This window comes from Bacillus sp. BC05(2025) (assembly GCF_056725905.1).
In genome coordinates this window covers 61,499-79,623 of record NZ_JBWYRA010000009.1, presented here as the reverse complement: position 1 = coordinate 79,623, position 18,125 = coordinate 61,499, and the positions used below count along the sequence as shown (strand labels likewise).

Sequence of the window (18,125 nt, the reverse complement as noted above, 5' to 3'; positions counted from 1 at the left end):
TTTTTTAGATGGAAGGAAGTGTTTTATTTTGCATTTTTACGGCGAATAAATAGTAACATACCGATTAGGAATGTTGAAAGCCCCGTTAACATAGATGCAGGATAATGTGTTGCTGTATTAGGTAACTTATCGCCTTGTTTTTTCGCATTATCTTTTACATTACCATCTTGGGAACCGTTGCCGCCCGAGCCGTTGCCACCTTGACCACTGCCATCAGAGCCATTACCATCTTGGGAACCGTTGCCGCCCGAGCCGTTGCCGCCCGAGCCGTTGCCACCTTGACCACTGCCATCAGAGCCATTACTACCCGAGCCGTTGCCGCCCGAGCCGTTGCCACCTTGACCACTGCCATCAGAGCCATTACTACCCGAGCCATTACCGCCCGAGCCGTTGCCACCTTGATCACTGCCATCAGAGCCATTGCCGCTAGAACCGTTGCCACCTGAGCCATTGCCACCTGAGCCATTGCCACCTGAGCCATTGCCACCTGAGCCATTGCCACCTGAGCCATTGCCACCTGAGCCATTGCCACCCGAGCCATTGCCACCTGAGCCATTGCCACCCGAGCCATTGCCACCCGAGCCATTGCCACCTGAGCCATTGCCGCTAGAACCGTTGTCACCTTGATCACTGCCATCAGAGCCATTGCCGCTAGAACCGTTGCCACCTGAGCCATTGCCGCCCGAGCCGTTGCCACCTTGATCACTGCCATCAGAGCCATTGCCACCGGAACCACTTCCGTCAGAACCACTATCGTCCTGAGAACCATTGTTTCCTGGTGGTTTATTATTATCTTTTGAGTTACCTTCTGCTAAATGATCGTTATTTTGTACAATTGCGTTTGTTGCTGGAGAGAAGTTTTCCGTTGCTGCATTACCGATATTTAAACCACTAAAAAAAGATAAAGAGAGTGTTGATGCTAAAATGAAGATTTTCGTCATTGTTTTCCTCCTAAGAAATTAATATTCCATCTAAAATACATCCCTTTGTAATATTTCATAGGAAAAAGAGTTTTATGCAAAAAAAACTATATATAGAAAAAGGTGGTGTATTTATGAAGAGAGAAAAGGGTTAGTGTAAATTCTTTATAATAGTAGATTTGGGGAACTTTACACTCATTACAGTAGAGGAAGTGACAGCAGATGAAAGAATATATTGCATTTGATATTGGTGGTACACAAATTAAATATGGAATTGTTTCAGAAACGGGAGTAGTACTAAAGCATAAAACAGTTTCAACAGAAATTCATTTGGGCGGGGAACAAATCATTCAAAAACTTATTCTTCTATCCAAACAATTGATGAATGAACATACGGTTTCGGGAATTGGTATTAGTACTGCGGGAATTGTTAATATTCATAAAGGGGTTGTAACGGGAGGAGTGGAGCATATTCGGAACTACGCAACTATTCCTATTATTGATAGATTGCAAGAAGTATTACAAGTTCCTGTGTCCATTGAAAATGATGTGAATTGTGCAGCTTTGGGAGAGAAATGGAAAAGTATTGGAAACCGAAAAAGAAACTTTATTATGCTTACTCTTGGAACTGGTATTGGAGGAGCAATTTTTATAGATGGAGAGTTATATAGAGGGCATTCGTTTAGTGCTGGTGAATGGGGAAATATGTTAATAGAAGGAAAGCCGTTTGAAGAGGTCGCTTCCATTTCAGGGTTAATTCGTCTTGTGCGAAAATATAAAGGTGAAAGCGATTGGAATGGAAAAAAGATTTTCGAACTGTATGATAAAGGTGATAGGGAAGTTACCCAAGCAGTTGAGGTTTTCTTTAAACATTTAGCGATTGGAATTAGTAACCTTGCTTATATTTTTAATCCAGAAGTGATTGTTATAGGTGGAGGAATTACTGATAGGGGAAATCAGTTCTTAAAAGAAGTAAAAGAAGAGGTAGAAAAATATTTAGATAAGGAGATTTATAGTAATTGTGAGATTGAACTTGCACAAAACGGTAATTGTGCAGGAATGATTGGTTCTATTTACCACTTCTTACATCATCATAAGTAAATTATATGAATGTTTTCATATAACTGAGAATTTATCCTTTTTATCACTAGGTAAATAATGCTACAATATAAGGGAAGAATACAATATTTTCCGCCTTGGAAAATGCTTTGTAGAAAGGAAGAAACTTCATGCCTATTATTTTAGAAAAAGGTCAAAAGATCGATTTAACGAAAGGACAACCAAAAGTAGCAAAACTACAGGTTGGCTTAGGCTGGGATCCAATTGGGCAATCAGGTGGGTTTCTGTCTTCATTATTTGGAAGTAAACCAAATGTAGATTGTGATGCATCTGTTGTTATGTTAGAAGGGGATCGTTTTTTAAATAAAAACGATTTAGTTTACTTCGGAAACAAGCTTTCTACTTGTGGTAGTATGATTCATTCAGGAGATAATTTAACAGGTGAAGGCGCTGGTGATGACGAAACAATTTTCGTAGAATTACATAAAGTTCCAAGCCGTATTAATCGTTTAGTATTCGTTGTAAATATTTATGACTGTGTAAATCGTCGTCAAGATTTCGGGATGATTCGTAATGCATATATTCGTATTCAAAACCCGCAAACTGGTGAAGAATTCGCACGCTATAATTTATCGGATAATTATGCTGGCAAAACGACTCTAATTGCAGGGGAAATGTATCGCCACGGAAGTGAATGGAAGTTTTCAGCTGTTGGGGAAGGCACACAAGATAAAAACTTAAGTGAGATTGTATCACGTTATCAATAAAATAAACCGAGGAGGAATTGTGTATGGCATCAATTTCATTGAAAAAAGGACAAAAGGTAGACTTAACAAAAACGAATCCAGGTCTTTCAAAAGTTCTTGTAGGACTTGGTTGGGATACAAATCGTTATGATGGACAAGCTGATTTTGATTTAGATGTTAGTATTTTCTTAGTAGGTGCGAACGGTAAAGTTTCAGGAGCAGAGGATTTCGTTTTCTATAATAACCCAAAAGGTGCGAATGGTGCTGTAGAGCATTTAGGGGATAATCGAACTGGCGAAGGTGAAGGCGATGATGAATCTATCAAAGTAGATTTGAAAAATGTACCTGCACATATCGAACGTATTTGTTTCACAATTACAATTTACGATGGAGAAGGTCGTAGCCAAAACTTTGGTCAAGTTTCTAACTCTTTCGTACGTATTTTAGATGAAGAAAAGAATGCAGAGTTAATTCGTTACGATTTAGGAGAAGATTTCTCTATTGAAACAGCTGTTGTAGTAGGTGAACTATACCGCCATGCAGGTGACTGGAAGTTCAATGCAATCGGAAGTGGATTCCAAGGTGGATTAGCGTCTCTATGTAATAACTTTGGTTTAGACGTAGAGTAATAGAGTTGTATATCCATCCGTAAATATATATTTACGGATGGATATATTCTTTAAGATTAAAATATAGAGGTGAATATAAATGGCTATTCAGTTACAAAAAGGACAAAAGATTGATTTAGGTAAGACGAGTCCTGGTTTAACAAAAGCGGTAATTGGTCTTGGCTGGGATATTAAATCTTACGACGGTGGATCAGATTTCGATTTAGATGCATCAGCATTCCTATTAGATGCGAACGGAAAATGTACAAAGGAAACTGATTTTATCTTCTATAATAATTTACAGTCTCCTTGTGGATCTGTTTTACATACAGGAGATAACCGCACAGGTGAAGGTGAAGGTGACGATGAGCAACTTGTTGTGGACTTAAAGAAAGTTCCAGCAGATGTGCACAAAATTGCTATTACAGTTACAATTTATGATGCAGAAGGCCGTAGTCAAAACTTTGGACAAGTAGGAAATGCGTTCGTTCGTTTAGCGAATGAAGAAACGAATGAAGAAGTTCTTCGTTTTGATTTAGGGGAAGATTTCTCCATCGAAACAGCAGTTGTCTTTTGTGAATTATACCGTCATAATGGACAGTGGAAGTTTAATGCAGTAGGAAGCGGATTCCAAGGTGGCTTAGGTGCGCTTGTAAGAGCGTATGGCTTGGATGCATAGGAAGGAAACGATATTCGTTTCCTTTTTTTGACCTTTCTATAAATCTAGCAAAGAATAGGGGATAAAGGTAAGATGAGTATTTTGCAAGGAATCCTTGATACGTATGCTCAGTTTTTCGACTTGGACATGTGGATTAAAGTGTTGCAGGATCCAGTATCTTGGGGATTAATAGGTACACTTGTTGTACTTGAAGGATTGTTATCTGCTGATAACGCACTTGTATTAGCGGTAATGGTAAAACACCTTCCGGAAGAAAAACGTAAAAAAGCATTATTCTATGGACTTATTGGAGCTTATGTATTTCGATTTATCGCAATTGGAATTGGAATGTTCTTAATTAAATTAGCATGGGTAAAAGTGTTAGGTGCACTTTACTTAGCATGGCTTTCAGTTAAATACTTCATTGATAAACGAAAAGGTAATGCAGAAGAAGAGGAAGCTCATGGTATGAACCAAAACAGTATTCTCTTCAGAATGTTTGGTGTCTTCTGGGGAACAGTTGCGATGGTTGAATTAATGGATATCGCATTCTCTGTAGATAGCGTACTTGCTGCATTTGGTGTATCAAATGAAGTTTGGATTCTATTATTAGGTGGAATGCTCGGTATTTTAATGATGCGTGGTATTGCTGGTGTATTTTTAAAGTTGTTAGAGCGTATTCCAGAACTTGAAACGACAGCATATATTTTAATCTTAATTATCGCAGCAAAAATGTTATTGTCTGTTATTCATATTGAAATAAGCCATACAGTGTTCTTCATTATTTTAGTTGTAGCATTTGGAGCAACATTTATACTTCACTACATGAAGAATTCTGGACAAGCTAAAGAAGAAGTTGCAGCTACTAAAGAAGACAATAAATAATTGAAATGGGTTTGCTCGTTTTACGAGCGCCCATTTTTTATAACCAAAAATAGTTTATAATAGAAGAAAGACTTAGAAAAAGTAAATGTTTTTGGAGGTGAACTGTTGTGTTTTCACGTTTTACACTTCAACCATATGCATTAAAGGATGAATCAGATTTAAAGCAATTTGAAACAATTTTAGAAAAACGTCCACAATATGAGCTGACAGAGAATGAGATGAAATTTAGTTATATAGCATGTCGAATCCTTGGCGTTCCTAATGATGTAGATGAATATTTTAATGAACTGTTTGATTATAGTGAAGCGAAAGGGATCGAAGTTTTACATGAACAAAATTTAAACAAAGTGATTGATTCGGAAAAACTTCGTCACATTCAAGAAGTGTTCGGATTACATCAAGAAGCACCGAATGGTCTGACAGTAAATAGGCTAGTGGCACACTTATCTGGGAAACAACTTTTGCCGAAAGTAGACAATCCTGATTTACAACATTATATACATACAACATTTATTTCTGTATTGAAATTATATGAGAAACAACATAATCAATCTTTAAAGACAGAAGGCTTCCGTCGTTTCTTAATCGACATGATTAAATTAAGCGAAAATTACGTAGCGAAGTGGTTCTCTACGATTAACTATAGGAAACAAATGCCGCGTATCGTTTGGTACGGTAATGCACAGGAAAGCCGTATATATTTCTTATATTTTCTTATTATGCTCGGCTGCGATGTACTTTATTATCATCCAGAAGGAAAAGATGGATTTGAGAATGTTGATGAAGAAGGAAGAACTTTTATTGTGTCTCATCCAGGTCGCATTTCTCTTGAACCATTTCCAGACCGCCGTCGCGAGCGTGTGGCAACAGTAGCGTATCAAGCTTCAAAAGAAATTGAGCAAGTACTTCACCACGATAATTCACTGCTGTACAAGCCGTGGCAATTTCGTTCCTATACGCCTGTAGCTCGTACATTAAAAACAACATACGATGAACTCTTTTTAATTACGAAGGAAAAGGCGTTCGTACGCCCGACATTCTTTGTTGAAAATAAACACATTTATATTCCTTCTTTATTTGCGAAAATATCAGGTGTTTCAAAAAATGATAAAGAATATTTTCAACGATTAAAGGCTGTTACATCATTTGATAATAGTTTATTAATTAATACATTCCCGTTTACGAAAGAACAAAAAGCAAATTTCCAATATCATTACCGAGACGCGTTAGACCGCGGGGGGAAATTACATCCAGATTTAATTATGAATAGTCATTGGTGGCCGCATAAACGATTGCCAGAAGGATTACAACATGGTATTGCAGAGGCAATCATCCATACGTGTGAAAGTGAAATGTGTAAACCAATTGCAAAAGAGACGAAACAAGATGTAGCGCTATATGTTTTTGCACAACTTTCTCAAATACCACCGAATATTTTAGAGCAGCTTGAGAAATTTGATTATTCACAAGATGTACCAAAAATTGTTATATTTAATAATGAGAAGAGTGGAGAATTGACTCGTTCTGATGCTGTTTTATTACTATTTTTAAATCAAATAGGAGTAGATGTATTCCACTTCAATCCAACAGGAAGAAACGACATTGAACCGTATATTGAAGCGGAGGCATTTGATTCACATTGGCTTGAAGAAGTTAATTTCGATCTTGAGTTTCATGGTTCATCAGCCTATAAAAATTTATCACAAACAATAAAAGGACTATTTCGTCCATTTTTATAAGGAAAGGGAGAATACCATATGAATAACCCAGTCGTACTAGATTCGAAAACAGAATTAAATGAGCAAACAGCACAAGATGTTCGCTTGCAGCTTAGACAAGATGCAGATGTACAACGTATTTATAATGCGGTAGATATTAAAGATCAATTAGAATTAATCGAACTTGGAAAAGAACCGTCTATGGAAATTTCACGTTTCGCTGATCAAATTTTACATACAATGTCATTATCAAAAATAGAAGATTCGGGTGAATTATTAAAACAACTTGGTAAAATTATGGACCGATTTGATAGCAAAGACTTTGCGGAAGAGAAAAGTGGTTTCTTCTCACGTATGTTCAAAAAAGCGGATAAAATGATTGAACAAATCTTTAGCAAGTATCAAACGATGGGCCGTGAAATTGATAAAGTGTATGTGGAAATTACGAAGTATCAAGATGAAATGAAGAAATCAATTGGTACGTTAGACGGTTTATACGAGCAAAACTTAAAATATTACTTAGACTTAGAAAAATATGTAGTAGCAGGGGAAATGTTATTAGAGCGTTTAAATACAGAGCTAGTTCCAATGTATGAAGAGCGTGTACGTAACAATGACCAATTAGCAGGTATTGAATTAGAGTCTCTTAAAAACTCTGTTGAAATTTTAGAACAGCGTATTGATGATTTAGAAAAAGCACGTATGGTTGCGTTACTTACAGCGCCACAAATTCGTATGATTCAACGTGGTAATAATAAATTAATTGGTAAAATCAATACAGCATTTATTACGACGATTCCTATCTTTAAAAATGGTATCATTCAAGCGGTAAATGCGAAGCGTCAAAAGCTTGTTGCAGATTCCATGGCTGAACTGGATCGCCGTACAAATGAATTACTTAAGAAAAATGCACAAAATATCGCAACGCAAAGTGTGGAAGTGGCAAGATTATCAGGTTCTTCTAGTATTAAGATGGAAACGCTTGAGGAAACTTGGAACATTATTTCAAGAGGTATGCAAGAAACACAACAAATTGAAGAACAAAATAAACGTGAGCGTGAAGAAAGCCGCAAACGTATGGCTACATTAACTGAGAACATTAAAAAAGAATTACAAGGGTAAATGAAAAGGCAATGAGGAAGAGTCCTCATTGCCTTTTAGTTTCTCTTCACTAATTTAATAATCTCATTCACAACAAGTGGAATGATACTTAATAAGAGAACAAATCCCCAATCTCGCATCGTTAATGCATGCACACCGAATATATTTGCAAGAGGTGGGATAGAGATGATACAAACTTGCATTAAAATACCGATAAGAAGAGAGAAGACTAAATATTTATTTGTAAATACCCCAATTGAAAAAATGGATTTCGTTCTTGAACGCAAGTTAAATGAATGAACGAGCTGAGAAAAACTAAGAACGACAAATGCCATCGTTTGAGCGTGTAATAGAGCATCTTCATCAATTCGTTCTGGGAAAAGAGGGAATAAATTTGTATCTCCGGTATAGAATTTTGCTCCGACGATAAAGGCTATTAGCGTTAATAGTCCAATGACAGCCCCATTGAAAATAAGAAAAGGAACGCTACCACTAAATAAACTTTCTTTCGCATCCCGTGGTTTTTCCTTCATCACATCTGGATCTTCAGGATCAACCCCAAGTGATAATGCAGGAAGTGTATCCGTAATTAAATTCACCCACAAAATGTGAATAGGTCGTAGTGGTGTTGCCCAGCCGAGTAAAATGGCTAAAAATAAAGCGATAATTTCTCCGAAGTTACAAGAGAGTAGAAAGAGGATTGATTTTTTTATGTTACGATAAATATTTCTACCTTCCTCAACAGCCTTCACAATAGATGAGAAATTATCGTCTGTTAACACAACATCCGCAGCCCCTTTTGCAACGTCTGTTCCTGTAATACCCATCGCTACACCAACATCTGCTTGTTTTAAAGATGGAGCGTCATTGACGCCATCACCAGTCATAGAAACAATATTTCCTTTCGCGCGTAATGCCTTTACAATTTTCACTTTATGCTCTGGAGAGACTCTGGCGAATACATGTAAGTGATTAATTTTGCTTGCTAGTTCTGTATCTGAAATGTTATCTAATTCAGTTCCAATCATAATTTCAGATATTTCTTCAGCAATACCAAGTTCTTTGGCAATCGCAAAGGCGGTATCTTTATGATCTCCAGTAATCATAACTGTGCGAATACCGGCTTTTTTACATTCTGTAATGGAATCTTTTACTTCAGTTCGCGGTGGATCAATCATACCGACAAGACCAATAAAGATGAGGTTTTCTTCGAGATGATCTATATTCACATTGCTTGAATTGTATTGTTTAAATGCGAATGAAAGCACTCTTAAAGCTTCTCGAGACATTGCCCCAGCAGCTTCTAATATTTGATTTTGATCAGCCTCTGTTAGATCCTCTATTTTACCGTTTTTAAATATGTGGGTACATCTAGGTAAGAGCTTATCGATAGCACCTTTCGTCATGCTATAATAGCTGTCATCGTATGTATGCACGGTTGACATCATTTTACGATCTGAATCGAAAGGCATCTCGTTAACGCGCTCATGTATCTTTTCTAAATGATCTTTTTGCATGTTAAAAGTGCTTCCAGCAACGAGAAGAGCAATTTCAGTCGGGTCTCCGGTTTGTGATTCGTTATTGTAAGATGCATCGTTACATAGCACCATATTTTCTAACAATAGACGTTGCGCATCATTATTTGCATTTAAATTTTCTAAATGATCATATGTGTTATCGCTATAAAAGTGAGTAACGGTCATTTTATTTTGCGTTAACGTACCTGTTTTATCTGAACAAATGATTGTGACAGAACCGAGAGCTTCAACAGCTGGTAGTTTCCGAATAATAACGTTTTGTTTAATCATGCGCTGCACACCAATTGCAAGAACGATGGAAACGATAGCTGGCAAGCCTTCTGGAATGGCTGCAACGGCTAAACTAATAGCGGTCATAAACATTTCTAACGTATCCCGGCCTTGGAAAAAGCCGATGAGAAACATAACGATACAAATCGCTACAGCGACAAATCCTAAATATTTTCCGACTTGTGCTAAGCTTTTTTGAAGTGGTGTCATATCATCGTCTGCTTCATGTAAAAGGGTTGCAATCTTACCAATTTGTGATTTCATACCAGTTTCAACAGCAACACCGACGCCTCTTCCGTATGTTACAAGAGTAGACATAAAGGCCATATTTTTTTGATCGCCAAGTGGTACTTGTTCATCACTTTGCATGGAAGGGTGGTAGATTGCATCTTTATCAACAGGGACAGATTCACCAGTTAGAGCAGATTCTTCAACTTTTAAATTTGCGGTTTCGATTAGGCGTAAATCGCATGGGATATATCGTCCGGCATCGAGCATAACGATATCACCTGGAACGACGTGCTCAGATGGAATTTCTTTTAGTTCACCATTGCGCTTGACGATAGCTTTAGGTGTCGCCATCTTTTTCAATGCCTCTAAAGCTTGTTCTGCTTTTGATTCTTGGACGACGCCAATAACAGCGTTTAAGACTACAACGAGCGCGATAATACTTGCATCAGCCCATTCACCTACAAAGGCTGAAATAAGGGCAGCAATAATAAGGACATATACGAGGACGTCATTAATTTGGGCGAAAATACGCTGCCATAAAGTGCGTTTTTGTTTTGTGGCTAATTCATTAAAGCCGTATTGCTTTAAACGCTCATTTACAACTTCATCTGTCAAACCGTGTTGTTCGTTTGTTTCTAAGTCAATTAATGTTTGATTTTTCGTCTTACTGTACCAATTGCTCATAAGTAAGCACCTCCAGTAAAAACAGTTAGCAATGGTAGTGTTGCTATTATTTGTGAGTAGTATGTATGGAGAAAAAAATCTAAGGTGAGGTTCTACTTCTATTGTACAATATTTTACAGTTGGTTGAGGGAAAGAGAAGAGTTGTCATGAATTTGTTGGAAATAAAAAAGAGCCTCATAAGGAGGCTTTTTACTTTTTAATTAATGTACCTAATTCTTCTGTAATAGCTTGCATTTCACTAATGCTGAATGTTTCACGTTTCATAACATGCTCATAAATGTCACGTAAGTCTTCGTACATTTCTTCATTAAAGCTAGCAGCTCTCATCGCTCCAGCATTAACCATACGTAATTTTTCTTTAATAGCTTCGACCATATATTCAACGTTTTCTTCTGACTTTACGGATAAATCCACCGAAGTGTCCCCCTTTAAAATAACATAAGGTTATCTTAACATTTTTTATCATTTTCGTTAATGAATCTTTTCAATCCTATTAAATTAGTAGGGATTTCCTTTATATTTAATAATTGGTTGTTTATACTATAAGTATATATAAAGAAATGCACCAAGAAGGGAAGAAACAAAATATGGTTCAAGTATTGTTTGTTTGTCTTGGGAACATTTGCCGTTCTCCGATGGCAGAAGCGATTTTTCGAGATCTTGTCGTAAAAGAGGGACTCGAAGAGAAAATTGTCATTGATTCTGCAGGAACTGGAGATTGGCATGTTGGCCATCTGCCACATAAAGGAACACAAAAAATTTTAAAAGAAAATGCAGTCACTTTTGAAGGAATTAAAGCAAGGCAAGTAGAAAAAGAAGACTTAACAAAGTTTGATTATATTATTGCCATGGACAACAAGAATATAGCAGATTTAAAAAGTTTAGGTAAAACTGGAGGCTATATTGGTAGGCTGTCCGATTTTGTTCCAGACGGTGGCTGGACAGACGTTCCCGACCCTTACTATACAGGGAATTTCCAAGAAGTATATGACCTTGTAACAGAAGGGTGTGCAAAGCTATTAGCTTTCATTCGAAATGAACAAGGAATATGAGGAAGCTTAGAAAGAAATACTTTCTAACATAAGAAATGAAAGGGTGAAGGAATATGGCAAAGAAAAATAATATTGCTCGAAACATTGCGATTGGTGTAGCTGCAGGTGTAGCTGTATCTATGCTGAAGAAAGAAAACCGTGAAAAAGTAAAAAATACTGCAGAAAAAGCAAAAACTAAAATGATTGAAATTGGTGAAAATGCAAAGATCAAAGAAAAAGTGCAAACTGTTACAGATAAAGGACGCGAACTTGCTGATTTAAATGTAGTGAAAGCGAAAGTTGCAGAAATTAAAAAATTGACGCCATCTGTTGTAGAGACGTTAAAAGAAACGAAAGAAATTTTTAGTAAGAAAAAAGTTGAGCCAGCAGAGAAGCCAGAAACGATTGAAATTCAAGCTGTATCTCCAAAAGTAGATGAACTGAAAGCAGAAGAAGAGCCAGTAGTTGCTGAAGATGGCGGTATGAAAGAAGCGCGTGAACTATTTATGAAAGACTCTAATGTAGAGGAAAAAAAAACTGAAGCGTACATTGAGTTGAAGCAAGATAAAGAAGAGAAGAAAAGCGTTTAAACATATATGAGAAAAATTTTAGAAAAGGTGAGAAGAAATCGTACTTATTCGTTTGGTAAAGATTTGTATGACCGGACGATGCGCGATGATGTAGCGGGCTTGGCAGCACAGCTCGCTTATTTCTTCTTGCTTGCGATTTTTCCTGGGCTTGTTTTCTTAATTACGCTTCTTGGATTCATTGACCTTCAAACAGAAAGTGTGCTCAACTTATTAGAACCGTACGTACCCGAAGATGCAATGTCTTTAATTGAAGTAAACGTTGATAAAGTTGTAAATGAGCAAAATGGTGGTTTATTATCATTTGGTTTATTATCAATGCTATGGTTTGCTTCAAACGGGGTGAATGCGGTTATGAATGCTTTTAATCGTGCGTATGATGTAACAGAAACACGTTCCTTTATTAAAACGAGAGCTTTATCAATTGTGTTTACATTAGCGATTATCTTTATGATTGTGTTTGCGCTAATTGTTCCGGTGTTTGGACAAGTCATTGGAGCAGCGGTATTTAAAGCAATTGGGTTATCGGATAGTTTTTCTTACGTGTGGAGTATTATGCGGTTAGTAGCGAGTTTCTTCGTGCTATTTGCATTGTTTAGTTTTATATATACATTTGCACCAGATCGAAAGCTAAAAAGAAGAGAAGTTATTTCAGGAGCAACATTTGCTACTGTAGGATGGATTGTGGTATCGTACTCATTTGCTTATTATGTAGATAAGTTTGCGAATTACGCCAATACATATGGTGGTCTCGGTGGTATTATTATTTTAATGTTATGGTTTTACTTGACTGGATGGGTAATTTTACTTGGCGGTGAAATTAATGGTTTACTCCATCATTATAGGACGAGTGACAATAATTCCCGTAATGAAAAGTGAGCTCTTGTTCCATAATAATAGGGAACAGGGGGGATATGTCATGAGTAATAATAAAAAGAATCACAACAACAAAAATAACAATAAACAAAAGAGCAGTTCGCATCCAAAGCATAAAACGAGTGGCAGTGCGAACGGGCATAATAGCTACCATTAAAAAAGACGGGTCCTCTATGAGGGACCCGTTTTATTTGTTTCCTTTTAATAATCGTAAGCCATTTAAAATGACTAGAATCGTACTTCCTTCATGCCCGATAACACCGAATGGAAGAGCTAAAAATTGCATGAAGTTTGAACAAATCAGCATTGCAATTACAGCTAGTGAAAAGATTACGTTTTGCTTTACAATACGATTCATTCGTTTTGATAAGCGGATCGCTTGAGAAAGTCGAGATAATTCGTTTTTCATAAGTACAACGTCTGCAGTTTCTAAAGCTACGTCTGTTCCTTCCCCCATTGCTACACCAATGCTAGCGGTAGCGAGTGCAGGGGCATCATTTATACCATCTCCAACCATTGCTACTGTCCCGTATTTTTTCTTTAGCTTTTTAATCGTTTCAACTTTTGTTTCTGGTAAGCATGATGCGTAATATTCTTTTATATTACTTTCAGAGGCAATAGCTTTTGCCGTTTCTTCATTATCTCCAGTAATCATAATTGCCTCGACACCGATGCTTTGTAATTCATGAATAGCAGCTATTGTTTCTTGGCGAAGTGTATCTTTTAAAGCGATGAGCCCAAGAATGCCTTCCTCATCACTAATATAAACGACAGTTTTACCTTCCTTTTCAAGTGAGGCAGAAATGCCATTATGAAATGTCTTTGTTTCTTCACCGATAAAGTCAGCTTTACCTATTTTATAAGCTTTGTTTTCAAATATTCCTTTTAGTCCAAAACCAGTTACATCTTCAACATTTTCTGGTTTTTGTAATGTAATGTCATGTACATGTTGTGCATATTTAACGATAGATTCCGCTAAAGGATGTGTCGAGTGACTTTCAATTGCTGCTGTAATAGAAAGTACTTCTTTTTCTTTCATATTTTCTCGAACATATACATCTGTTACGGTAGGTTTTCCTTCTGTTAATGTTCCTGTTTTATCAAAGGCAATCGCTTTTACAGAAGCGAGGCGTTCTAAATGTATGCCACCTTTAAAGAGAATACCGTTTCTTGCTCCATTAGAAATTGCAGATAATGTTGCTGGTGTAATGGCAGCAACGAGTGCACAAGGAGATGCGACTACAAGTAAGATCATAGCGCGATAAAATGTTTCATTCCAGCTCCAATCCAGTAAGAAATGAGGGACGAACATCATAAGTGCAACAACGAGTAGTACACCTTTTACATATGTTCCTTCAAACTTTTCAATGAATAGTTGTGATGGTGATTTTTCACTTTGTGCACTTTGAACGAGACGAATAATCTTTTGGAATAATGTTTGATCGCTCGGCTTCGTAATTTTAACTTCGATAGCACCGCGTAAATTTACAGTACCGGCAAATACTTCATCCCCATGTTTTTTTTCATTTGGAATAGGTTCACCAGTAATCGCTGCCTCATCGATATTTGTTTCACCGCTATAAATCGTACCGTCAGCAGGAACACGTTCACCTGGCTTAATTAAAATGATGTCGTTAATTTGTAATCGTCCAACAGGAACACGTTCTTCAGTTCCATTTGAAATACGTAATGCTTCTTCAGGTTGTAGATCAAGAAGTGCTGAAATTTCTTTTTGACTTTTACTTAATGTATAAGATTCCATCGCACCGCTTAGTGCGAAGATGAAGATTAAAACCGCGCCTTCTGCCCAGTAGCCAATGAGTGCGGCACCTATAGCAGCAAAGAGCATAAGCATTTCGACATTTAGCTCTTTCTCTTCAATTGTATCTTCAATACCTTCTTTTGCTTTTGCATATCCACCAACTATATAAGCAAGGATATAGCAAGTAATGCCTACATTCATTGCATCGTTCTTTGTAAATAACCAACCAGCTAAAATGAAAATACCAGATGCGATTGCAAATATAAGTTCATAATGTTTTTTTAAAGTATCCCATAAAGAGGGATGAGAAATAGACTTTTGCACTTGTAATGTTTTTACTTCTGAGTTCATTACTACTCGCTCCTTCCAAATTCTTATTGAGAAAAATAATCAAAATCGAGACCCCTATAAAACGACGAAAGCTGCCATCCATAATGGATAGCAGCATTTCTGTTGAATCTGTTTTTAACAGTTATTATGTTGTAATTATTCTATAGTATATCATATCTTTTTATAAGATGGCACAGTTTTGTTTCAAGTATAAACGGAAAACTTGTGTTTTCGCAATACCTTTGGTATATATGAATATTGTTCATAAAAAGATCGGAAAGGAAGACAACAAGTGAAGACAGAGAAATTTTTTACCCATCCGATTGGCGTATTTATTGCTGCAATAGTAGCGACCTTTTTATGGGGGAGTGCATTCCCGTTTATTAAATTAAGTTATGCTGAACTTGGAATTCAGCCACAAGAAGTTGGGGAGCAAATATTATTTGCTGGCTATCGTTTCTTTTTATCTGGAGTCATGCTTTTATTCTTCTTTAAAGCGTTAGGAAAAGATATGAGCTTCAAAAAAGGAACAGGGAAGCAGTTAGTACAAATTGGTTTATTTCAAACATTTCTTCAATATATATGTTTTTATATTGGGATGAGTTATAGCTCTGGTATCGAAGGAGCTATCATTTCAGGAACATCATCATTCTTTCAAATTTTACTCGCGCACTTCTTATATAAAGACGATGCGCTCAATATGAGAAAAATAATTGGAGTATCTATCGGTTTTTGTGGTGTCGTTTTAGTAAATGTACCGAGTGATGGCAGTTTGTCATTCCATTTCGGAATCGGTAGCTTATTACTTCTTAGTGCAGCAATGTTATACTCATATGGGAATATATTGGCGAAAGAAGGTAGTAAAACATTAGATGTTGGCTATATGACAGCATACCAAATGATTTTTGGTTCTATCGGGCTATTATGTATAGGAGCTTTGCAAGTTGGAGTCATGCCATTTACATTTAGTGTACATGCAATACTTATGCTTATCTACTTATCTTTCTTATCCGCAGCAGGATTTTGCATTTGGAATACAATTATGAAGTACAATAAAGTTGGAAAAGTATCAATGTATATGTTCTTTATACCTGTATTTGGTGTGTTATTATCGAGCATGATTTTAGGAGAAGCAATTCATTCATTTGTACTATTCGGTTTAGCATGTGTAGCCGCGGGAATTATCGTCGTGAATCGGACGCCAGCTAAGCAAAAAATAGAGCAAGAAAAACAAGTAGCATAGAAAGAGAAGACGATTAAAAAAGAAGAACAGTACTGTTCTTCTTTTTTTACAGAGAAAAAGGATAATTGACTAGGTGTAACGAAAAAAGATACAAAAAGTATTTATTGGGGAGAACATGTTATGAATCTACTTTATATGGTGTTAATTGGACAAATCATTCTTTTTTTAATTGGTGCAATGTACGCAATAGGACAGACGAAAAAAACAAGAAATAACATGCCGTTACCTTTAGCGGTGCGTCTTATTCTTAGTTTTTCTTTAACAGCAAGTGCAATTTGGATATGGTTACAAGATCCATCAGTAGAGTATAGTACGTGGGTTGCACTAGGGATGACGTTATCAACTGTAGGAGATTTATTTATGGCAGGTTTAATTCCAATTGGTCACAGGTTAATTGGAGGGATGATTACTTTTGCGCTTGCGCATTGTTTTTATGTAAAAGCATTTTTGCAAACAGGTATTTCGTGGAATGGTTTTTGGATTGGTTTACTCGTATATGGACTCTTTCTCATTATAGGATGGTTCTTCTTTATTCGAAATGAGAAACAAGATAAATTGTTTACGGTAGGAGCTTTAATTTACGGACTGTGGGTTGGAGGCATGGCTTGCTTTGCATTCGCCTTATACTATGAGAATACAGGAATATGGTGGATACCAGCTTTTGGTGGTTTCCTATTTGTGATTTCTGATTTTATTATAGGCGTGACAGATATTGGAGGACGCAAATTAAAGTATGAACCACTTTGGATTTGGTTTACATATGTAGCGGCTCAAATGTGTATTGTATATGTGGGAATATAAAAAGATACTCTTTGAATAGTGGATAGACTATTTGGAGAGTATCTTTTTTGTTACTATGCTACGATATTTTTTTGTTGTAGAGCAGAAAGGCTGTATTCATCTGCTGCTTTATAACCTTGAGATAATAAATCATTGATATAAAGCTTGTTGTAAATAAAGCAGAAGACTAAGTTAGAGAATCCGAATGTAAACATGCTAGCGACTAAAATAATTAAAAACCATTTCCAATCTCCACGGAATATAGCAGGGAAGAAACCAAAGAAAAATACAGTCCAACTAAAACCAATTTTTGCTTGCTTAATTTGGCCAGTATTTTCATTTTTAAGCATAACTTTCATAGAAAAAGTCCTCCTAAGTAACTAAAAATATAATGATAAATGCAAGATATAGTATATCAAAATAATATATTATTGAATATTATTATTTTCATTTTTGTAATATTATAATTATGTAATTCAGAATTTTATGGAAATTATATGGTTGAAGTCTTTATAATAAAAGTAAAAAGATGATGAGATGGTGGAATGATGCAAAAGAAAAAACGTTTGCGTGAATTCTTTGGAACAATTGCAATTGCATGTTTGTTGGTGTTTTTGGCGAAAATTTTCGTATTTTTTCCTACGACTGTAAAAGGAGCGTCCATGAAGCCAACGTTACAAGATGGTGATAAGGTGATTGTAAATAAGTTGGCAAAGCAATTTGAAAGTTATGGGAGAGAGGATATTATTGTTGTAAAGACAGATAATTTTTATGTGAAAAGGGTTATTGGTTTGCCTGGCGATGTCATTGAGGTAAGAAACGATCAATTATATGTGAATCATGAAGTGATAGAGGAAGCGTATTTGTATAGTAATAGAAAAGAAGCTGAAAAAAAACTTATGAATTTAACAGAGGACTTTGGACCGATTACAGTTCCTAAAAATAAGATTTTTGTTATGGGAGATAATCGCTTAATAAGTAGAGATAGTAGAAATGGTTTAGGACTTATTGATAAAGCAGATGTATTAGGAGAATTAGCGGCAATTTATTATCCATTTGAACATATGAAAATAATGAATTAAAGTAAAAAACCAAGCC

18 protein-coding genes are annotated in these 18,125 nt (G+C 36.3%); 13 read left to right on the top strand and 5 right to left on the bottom strand.

Translation table 11 applies throughout. The annotated features are described in order from the left end of the window. Window positions 1-23: 23 nt before the first annotated feature. Complete coding sequence (locus ACZ76X_RS22750; protein WP_479851746.1) at window positions 24-941, bottom strand: LPXTG cell wall anchor domain-containing protein; 918 nt, start codon at window positions 939-941, stop codon at window positions 24-26. A gap of 201 nt (window positions 942-1,142) precedes the next feature. Between ACZ76X_RS22750 and ACZ76X_RS22745 the strand changes: the two genes are divergently transcribed. The 7 genes from ACZ76X_RS22745 to ACZ76X_RS22715 all read left to right on the top strand — a co-directional run bounded on the left by ACZ76X_RS22745 (window position 1,143) and on the right by ACZ76X_RS22715 (window position 7,716). Continuing rightward, window positions 1,143-2,021 carry an ROK family protein gene (locus ACZ76X_RS22745; protein ID WP_479851745.1) on the top strand — a complete coding sequence of 293 codons (879 nt, stop codon included), beginning with the start codon at window positions 1,143-1,145 and terminating at the stop codon, window positions 2,019-2,021. Window positions 2,022-2,149: 128 nt separating this feature from the next. After that, window positions 2,150-2,746 (top strand): TerD family protein, encoded by a 597-nt coding sequence (locus ACZ76X_RS22740; protein ID WP_479851744.1) that lies wholly within the window; start codon window positions 2,150-2,152, stop codon window positions 2,744-2,746. A 23-nt stretch (window positions 2,747-2,769) separates the two neighbouring features. Continuing rightward, window positions 2,770-3,354, top strand: a complete 585-nt coding sequence (locus tag ACZ76X_RS22735) for a TerD family protein (RefSeq protein ID WP_000146722.1) — start codon at window positions 2,770-2,772, stop codon at window positions 3,352-3,354. A gap of 79 nt (window positions 3,355-3,433) precedes the next feature. Then, the gene (locus ACZ76X_RS22730; RefSeq protein ID WP_001007533.1) at window positions 3,434-4,012 is read left to right on the top strand and encodes a TerD family protein; all 579 of its coding nucleotides are present in this window, start codon (window positions 3,434-3,436) and stop codon (window positions 4,010-4,012) included. Window positions 4,013-4,084: 72 nt separating this feature from the next. Further along, window positions 4,085-4,876, top strand: a complete 792-nt coding sequence (locus ACZ76X_RS22725) for a TerC family protein (RefSeq protein WP_000025694.1) — start codon at window positions 4,085-4,087, stop codon at window positions 4,874-4,876. A 107-nt stretch (window positions 4,877-4,983) separates the two neighbouring features. Further along, window positions 4,984-6,615: a YceG family protein gene (locus ACZ76X_RS22720; RefSeq protein WP_479851743.1), complete on the top strand. Its 1,632-nt coding sequence runs from the start codon at window positions 4,984-4,986 to the stop codon at window positions 6,613-6,615. Between the two features lie 18 nt (window positions 6,616-6,633). Beyond that, entirely contained in the window at window positions 6,634-7,716 is a 1,083-nt protein-coding gene (locus ACZ76X_RS22715; protein WP_001064413.1) for a toxic anion resistance protein, read from the top strand. 35 nt (window positions 7,717-7,751) lie between these two features. On the opposite strand, the gene ACZ76X_RS22710 is transcribed toward ACZ76X_RS22715, so the two are convergent. Together ACZ76X_RS22710 and ACZ76X_RS22705 are read right to left on the bottom strand one after the other, a co-directional pair. Next, window positions 7,752-10,418, bottom strand: a complete 2,667-nt coding sequence (locus ACZ76X_RS22710) for a cation-translocating P-type ATPase (protein ID WP_479851742.1) — start codon at window positions 10,416-10,418, stop codon at window positions 7,752-7,754. A 189-nt stretch (window positions 10,419-10,607) separates the two neighbouring features. Continuing rightward, entirely contained in the window at window positions 10,608-10,832 is a 225-nt protein-coding gene (locus tag ACZ76X_RS22705) for a DUF1128 domain-containing protein (protein ID WP_000366197.1), read from the bottom strand. Between the two features lie 173 nt (window positions 10,833-11,005). Here ACZ76X_RS22705 and ACZ76X_RS22700 point away from each other — a divergent pair, with 173 nt between their 5' ends. Genes ACZ76X_RS22700 through ACZ76X_RS22690 form a run of 3 tightly spaced genes read left to right on the top strand, consistent with a single transcriptional unit; the run spans window position 11,006 to window position 12,915 of the window. Further along, on the top strand, window positions 11,006-11,470 hold the full coding sequence (locus tag ACZ76X_RS22700; protein WP_375362427.1) for a low molecular weight protein-tyrosine-phosphatase: 465 nt from the start codon (window positions 11,006-11,008) through the stop codon (window positions 11,468-11,470). Window positions 11,471-11,523: 53 nt separating this feature from the next. Next, window positions 11,524-12,039, top strand: coding sequence for a DUF4075 domain-containing protein (locus ACZ76X_RS22695; protein WP_001085393.1), 516 nt, complete (start codon window positions 11,524-11,526; stop codon window positions 12,037-12,039). Between the two features lie 6 nt (window positions 12,040-12,045). Next, a complete protein-coding gene (locus ACZ76X_RS22690; protein ID WP_479851741.1) occupies window positions 12,046-12,915 on the top strand; it encodes a YihY/virulence factor BrkB family protein in 870 nt (289 codons plus the stop codon). 184 nt (window positions 12,916-13,099) lie between these two features. Here ACZ76X_RS22690 and ACZ76X_RS22685 read toward each other — a convergent pair whose 3' ends face one another. Then, window positions 13,100-15,025 carry a heavy metal translocating P-type ATPase gene (locus ACZ76X_RS22685; RefSeq protein ID WP_479851740.1) on the bottom strand — a complete coding sequence of 642 codons (1,926 nt, stop codon included), beginning with the start codon at window positions 15,023-15,025 and terminating at the stop codon, window positions 13,100-13,102. A 271-nt stretch (window positions 15,026-15,296) separates the two neighbouring features. On the opposite strand from ACZ76X_RS22685, the gene ACZ76X_RS22680 reads away from it, so the two are divergent. Next, window positions 15,297-16,247 carry a DMT family transporter gene (locus tag ACZ76X_RS22680; protein WP_000845690.1) on the top strand — a complete coding sequence of 317 codons (951 nt, stop codon included), beginning with the start codon at window positions 15,297-15,299 and terminating at the stop codon, window positions 16,245-16,247. 120 nt (window positions 16,248-16,367) lie between these two features. Then, the gene (locus ACZ76X_RS22675; protein WP_479851739.1) at window positions 16,368-17,048 is read left to right on the top strand and encodes a lysoplasmalogenase; all 681 of its coding nucleotides are present in this window, start codon (window positions 16,368-16,370) and stop codon (window positions 17,046-17,048) included. Between the two features lie 53 nt (window positions 17,049-17,101). Here the strand turns inward: ACZ76X_RS22675 and ACZ76X_RS22670 are convergent, their stop codons facing one another. Then, complete coding sequence (locus ACZ76X_RS22670; protein WP_000867043.1) at window positions 17,102-17,386, bottom strand: hypothetical protein; 285 nt, start codon at window positions 17,384-17,386, stop codon at window positions 17,102-17,104. Window positions 17,387-17,572: 186 nt separating this feature from the next. Here ACZ76X_RS22670 and lepB point away from each other — a divergent pair, with 186 nt between their 5' ends. Continuing rightward, window positions 17,573-18,109, top strand: a complete 537-nt coding sequence (gene lepB, locus ACZ76X_RS22665) for a signal peptidase I (RefSeq protein WP_479851738.1) — start codon at window positions 17,573-17,575, stop codon at window positions 18,107-18,109. Window positions 18,110-18,125: the final 16 nt, after the last annotated feature.

Excerpts from the sequence above, each read along its gene's own strand:
- ACZ76X_RS22695 (WP_001085393.1), top strand. The coding sequence starts at position 11,524 with ATGGCAAAGAAAAATAATATTGCTCGAAACATTGCGATTGGTGTAGCT.
- ACZ76X_RS22750 (WP_479851746.1), bottom strand. The coding sequence starts at position 941 with ATGACGAAAATCTTCATTTTAGCATCAACACTCTCTTTATCTTTTTTT.
- ACZ76X_RS22675 (WP_479851739.1), top strand. The coding sequence starts at position 16,368 with ATGAATCTACTTTATATGGTGTTAATTGGACAAATCATTCTTTTTTTA.
- ACZ76X_RS22700 (WP_375362427.1), top strand. The coding sequence starts at position 11,006 with ATGGTTCAAGTATTGTTTGTTTGTCTTGGGAACATTTGCCGTTCTCCG.
- ACZ76X_RS22740 (WP_479851744.1), top strand. The coding sequence starts at position 2,150 with ATGCCTATTATTTTAGAAAAAGGTCAAAAGATCGATTTAACGAAAGGA.
- ACZ76X_RS22710 (WP_479851742.1), bottom strand. The coding sequence starts at position 10,418 with ATGAGCAATTGGTACAGTAAGACGAAAAATCAAACATTAATTGACTTA.
- ACZ76X_RS22690 (WP_479851741.1), top strand. The coding sequence starts at position 12,046 with ATGAGAAAAATTTTAGAAAAGGTGAGAAGAAATCGTACTTATTCGTTT.
- ACZ76X_RS22715 (WP_001064413.1), top strand. The coding sequence starts at position 6,634 with ATGAATAACCCAGTCGTACTAGATTCGAAAACAGAATTAAATGAGCAA.
- ACZ76X_RS22745 (WP_479851745.1), top strand. The coding sequence starts at position 1,143 with ATGAAAGAATATATTGCATTTGATATTGGTGGTACACAAATTAAATAT.
- lepB (WP_479851738.1), top strand. The coding sequence starts at position 17,573 with ATGATGCAAAAGAAAAAACGTTTGCGTGAATTCTTTGGAACAATTGCA.
- ACZ76X_RS22670 (WP_000867043.1), bottom strand. The coding sequence starts at position 17,386 with ATGAAAGTTATGCTTAAAAATGAAAATACTGGCCAAATTAAGCAAGCA.
- ACZ76X_RS22730 (WP_001007533.1), top strand. The coding sequence starts at position 3,434 with ATGGCTATTCAGTTACAAAAAGGACAAAAGATTGATTTAGGTAAGACG.
- ACZ76X_RS22685 (WP_479851740.1), bottom strand. The coding sequence starts at position 15,025 with ATGAACTCAGAAGTAAAAACATTACAAGTGCAAAAGTCTATTTCTCAT.
- ACZ76X_RS22725 (WP_000025694.1), top strand. The coding sequence starts at position 4,085 with ATGAGTATTTTGCAAGGAATCCTTGATACGTATGCTCAGTTTTTCGAC.
- ACZ76X_RS22735 (WP_000146722.1), top strand. The coding sequence starts at position 2,770 with ATGGCATCAATTTCATTGAAAAAAGGACAAAAGGTAGACTTAACAAAA.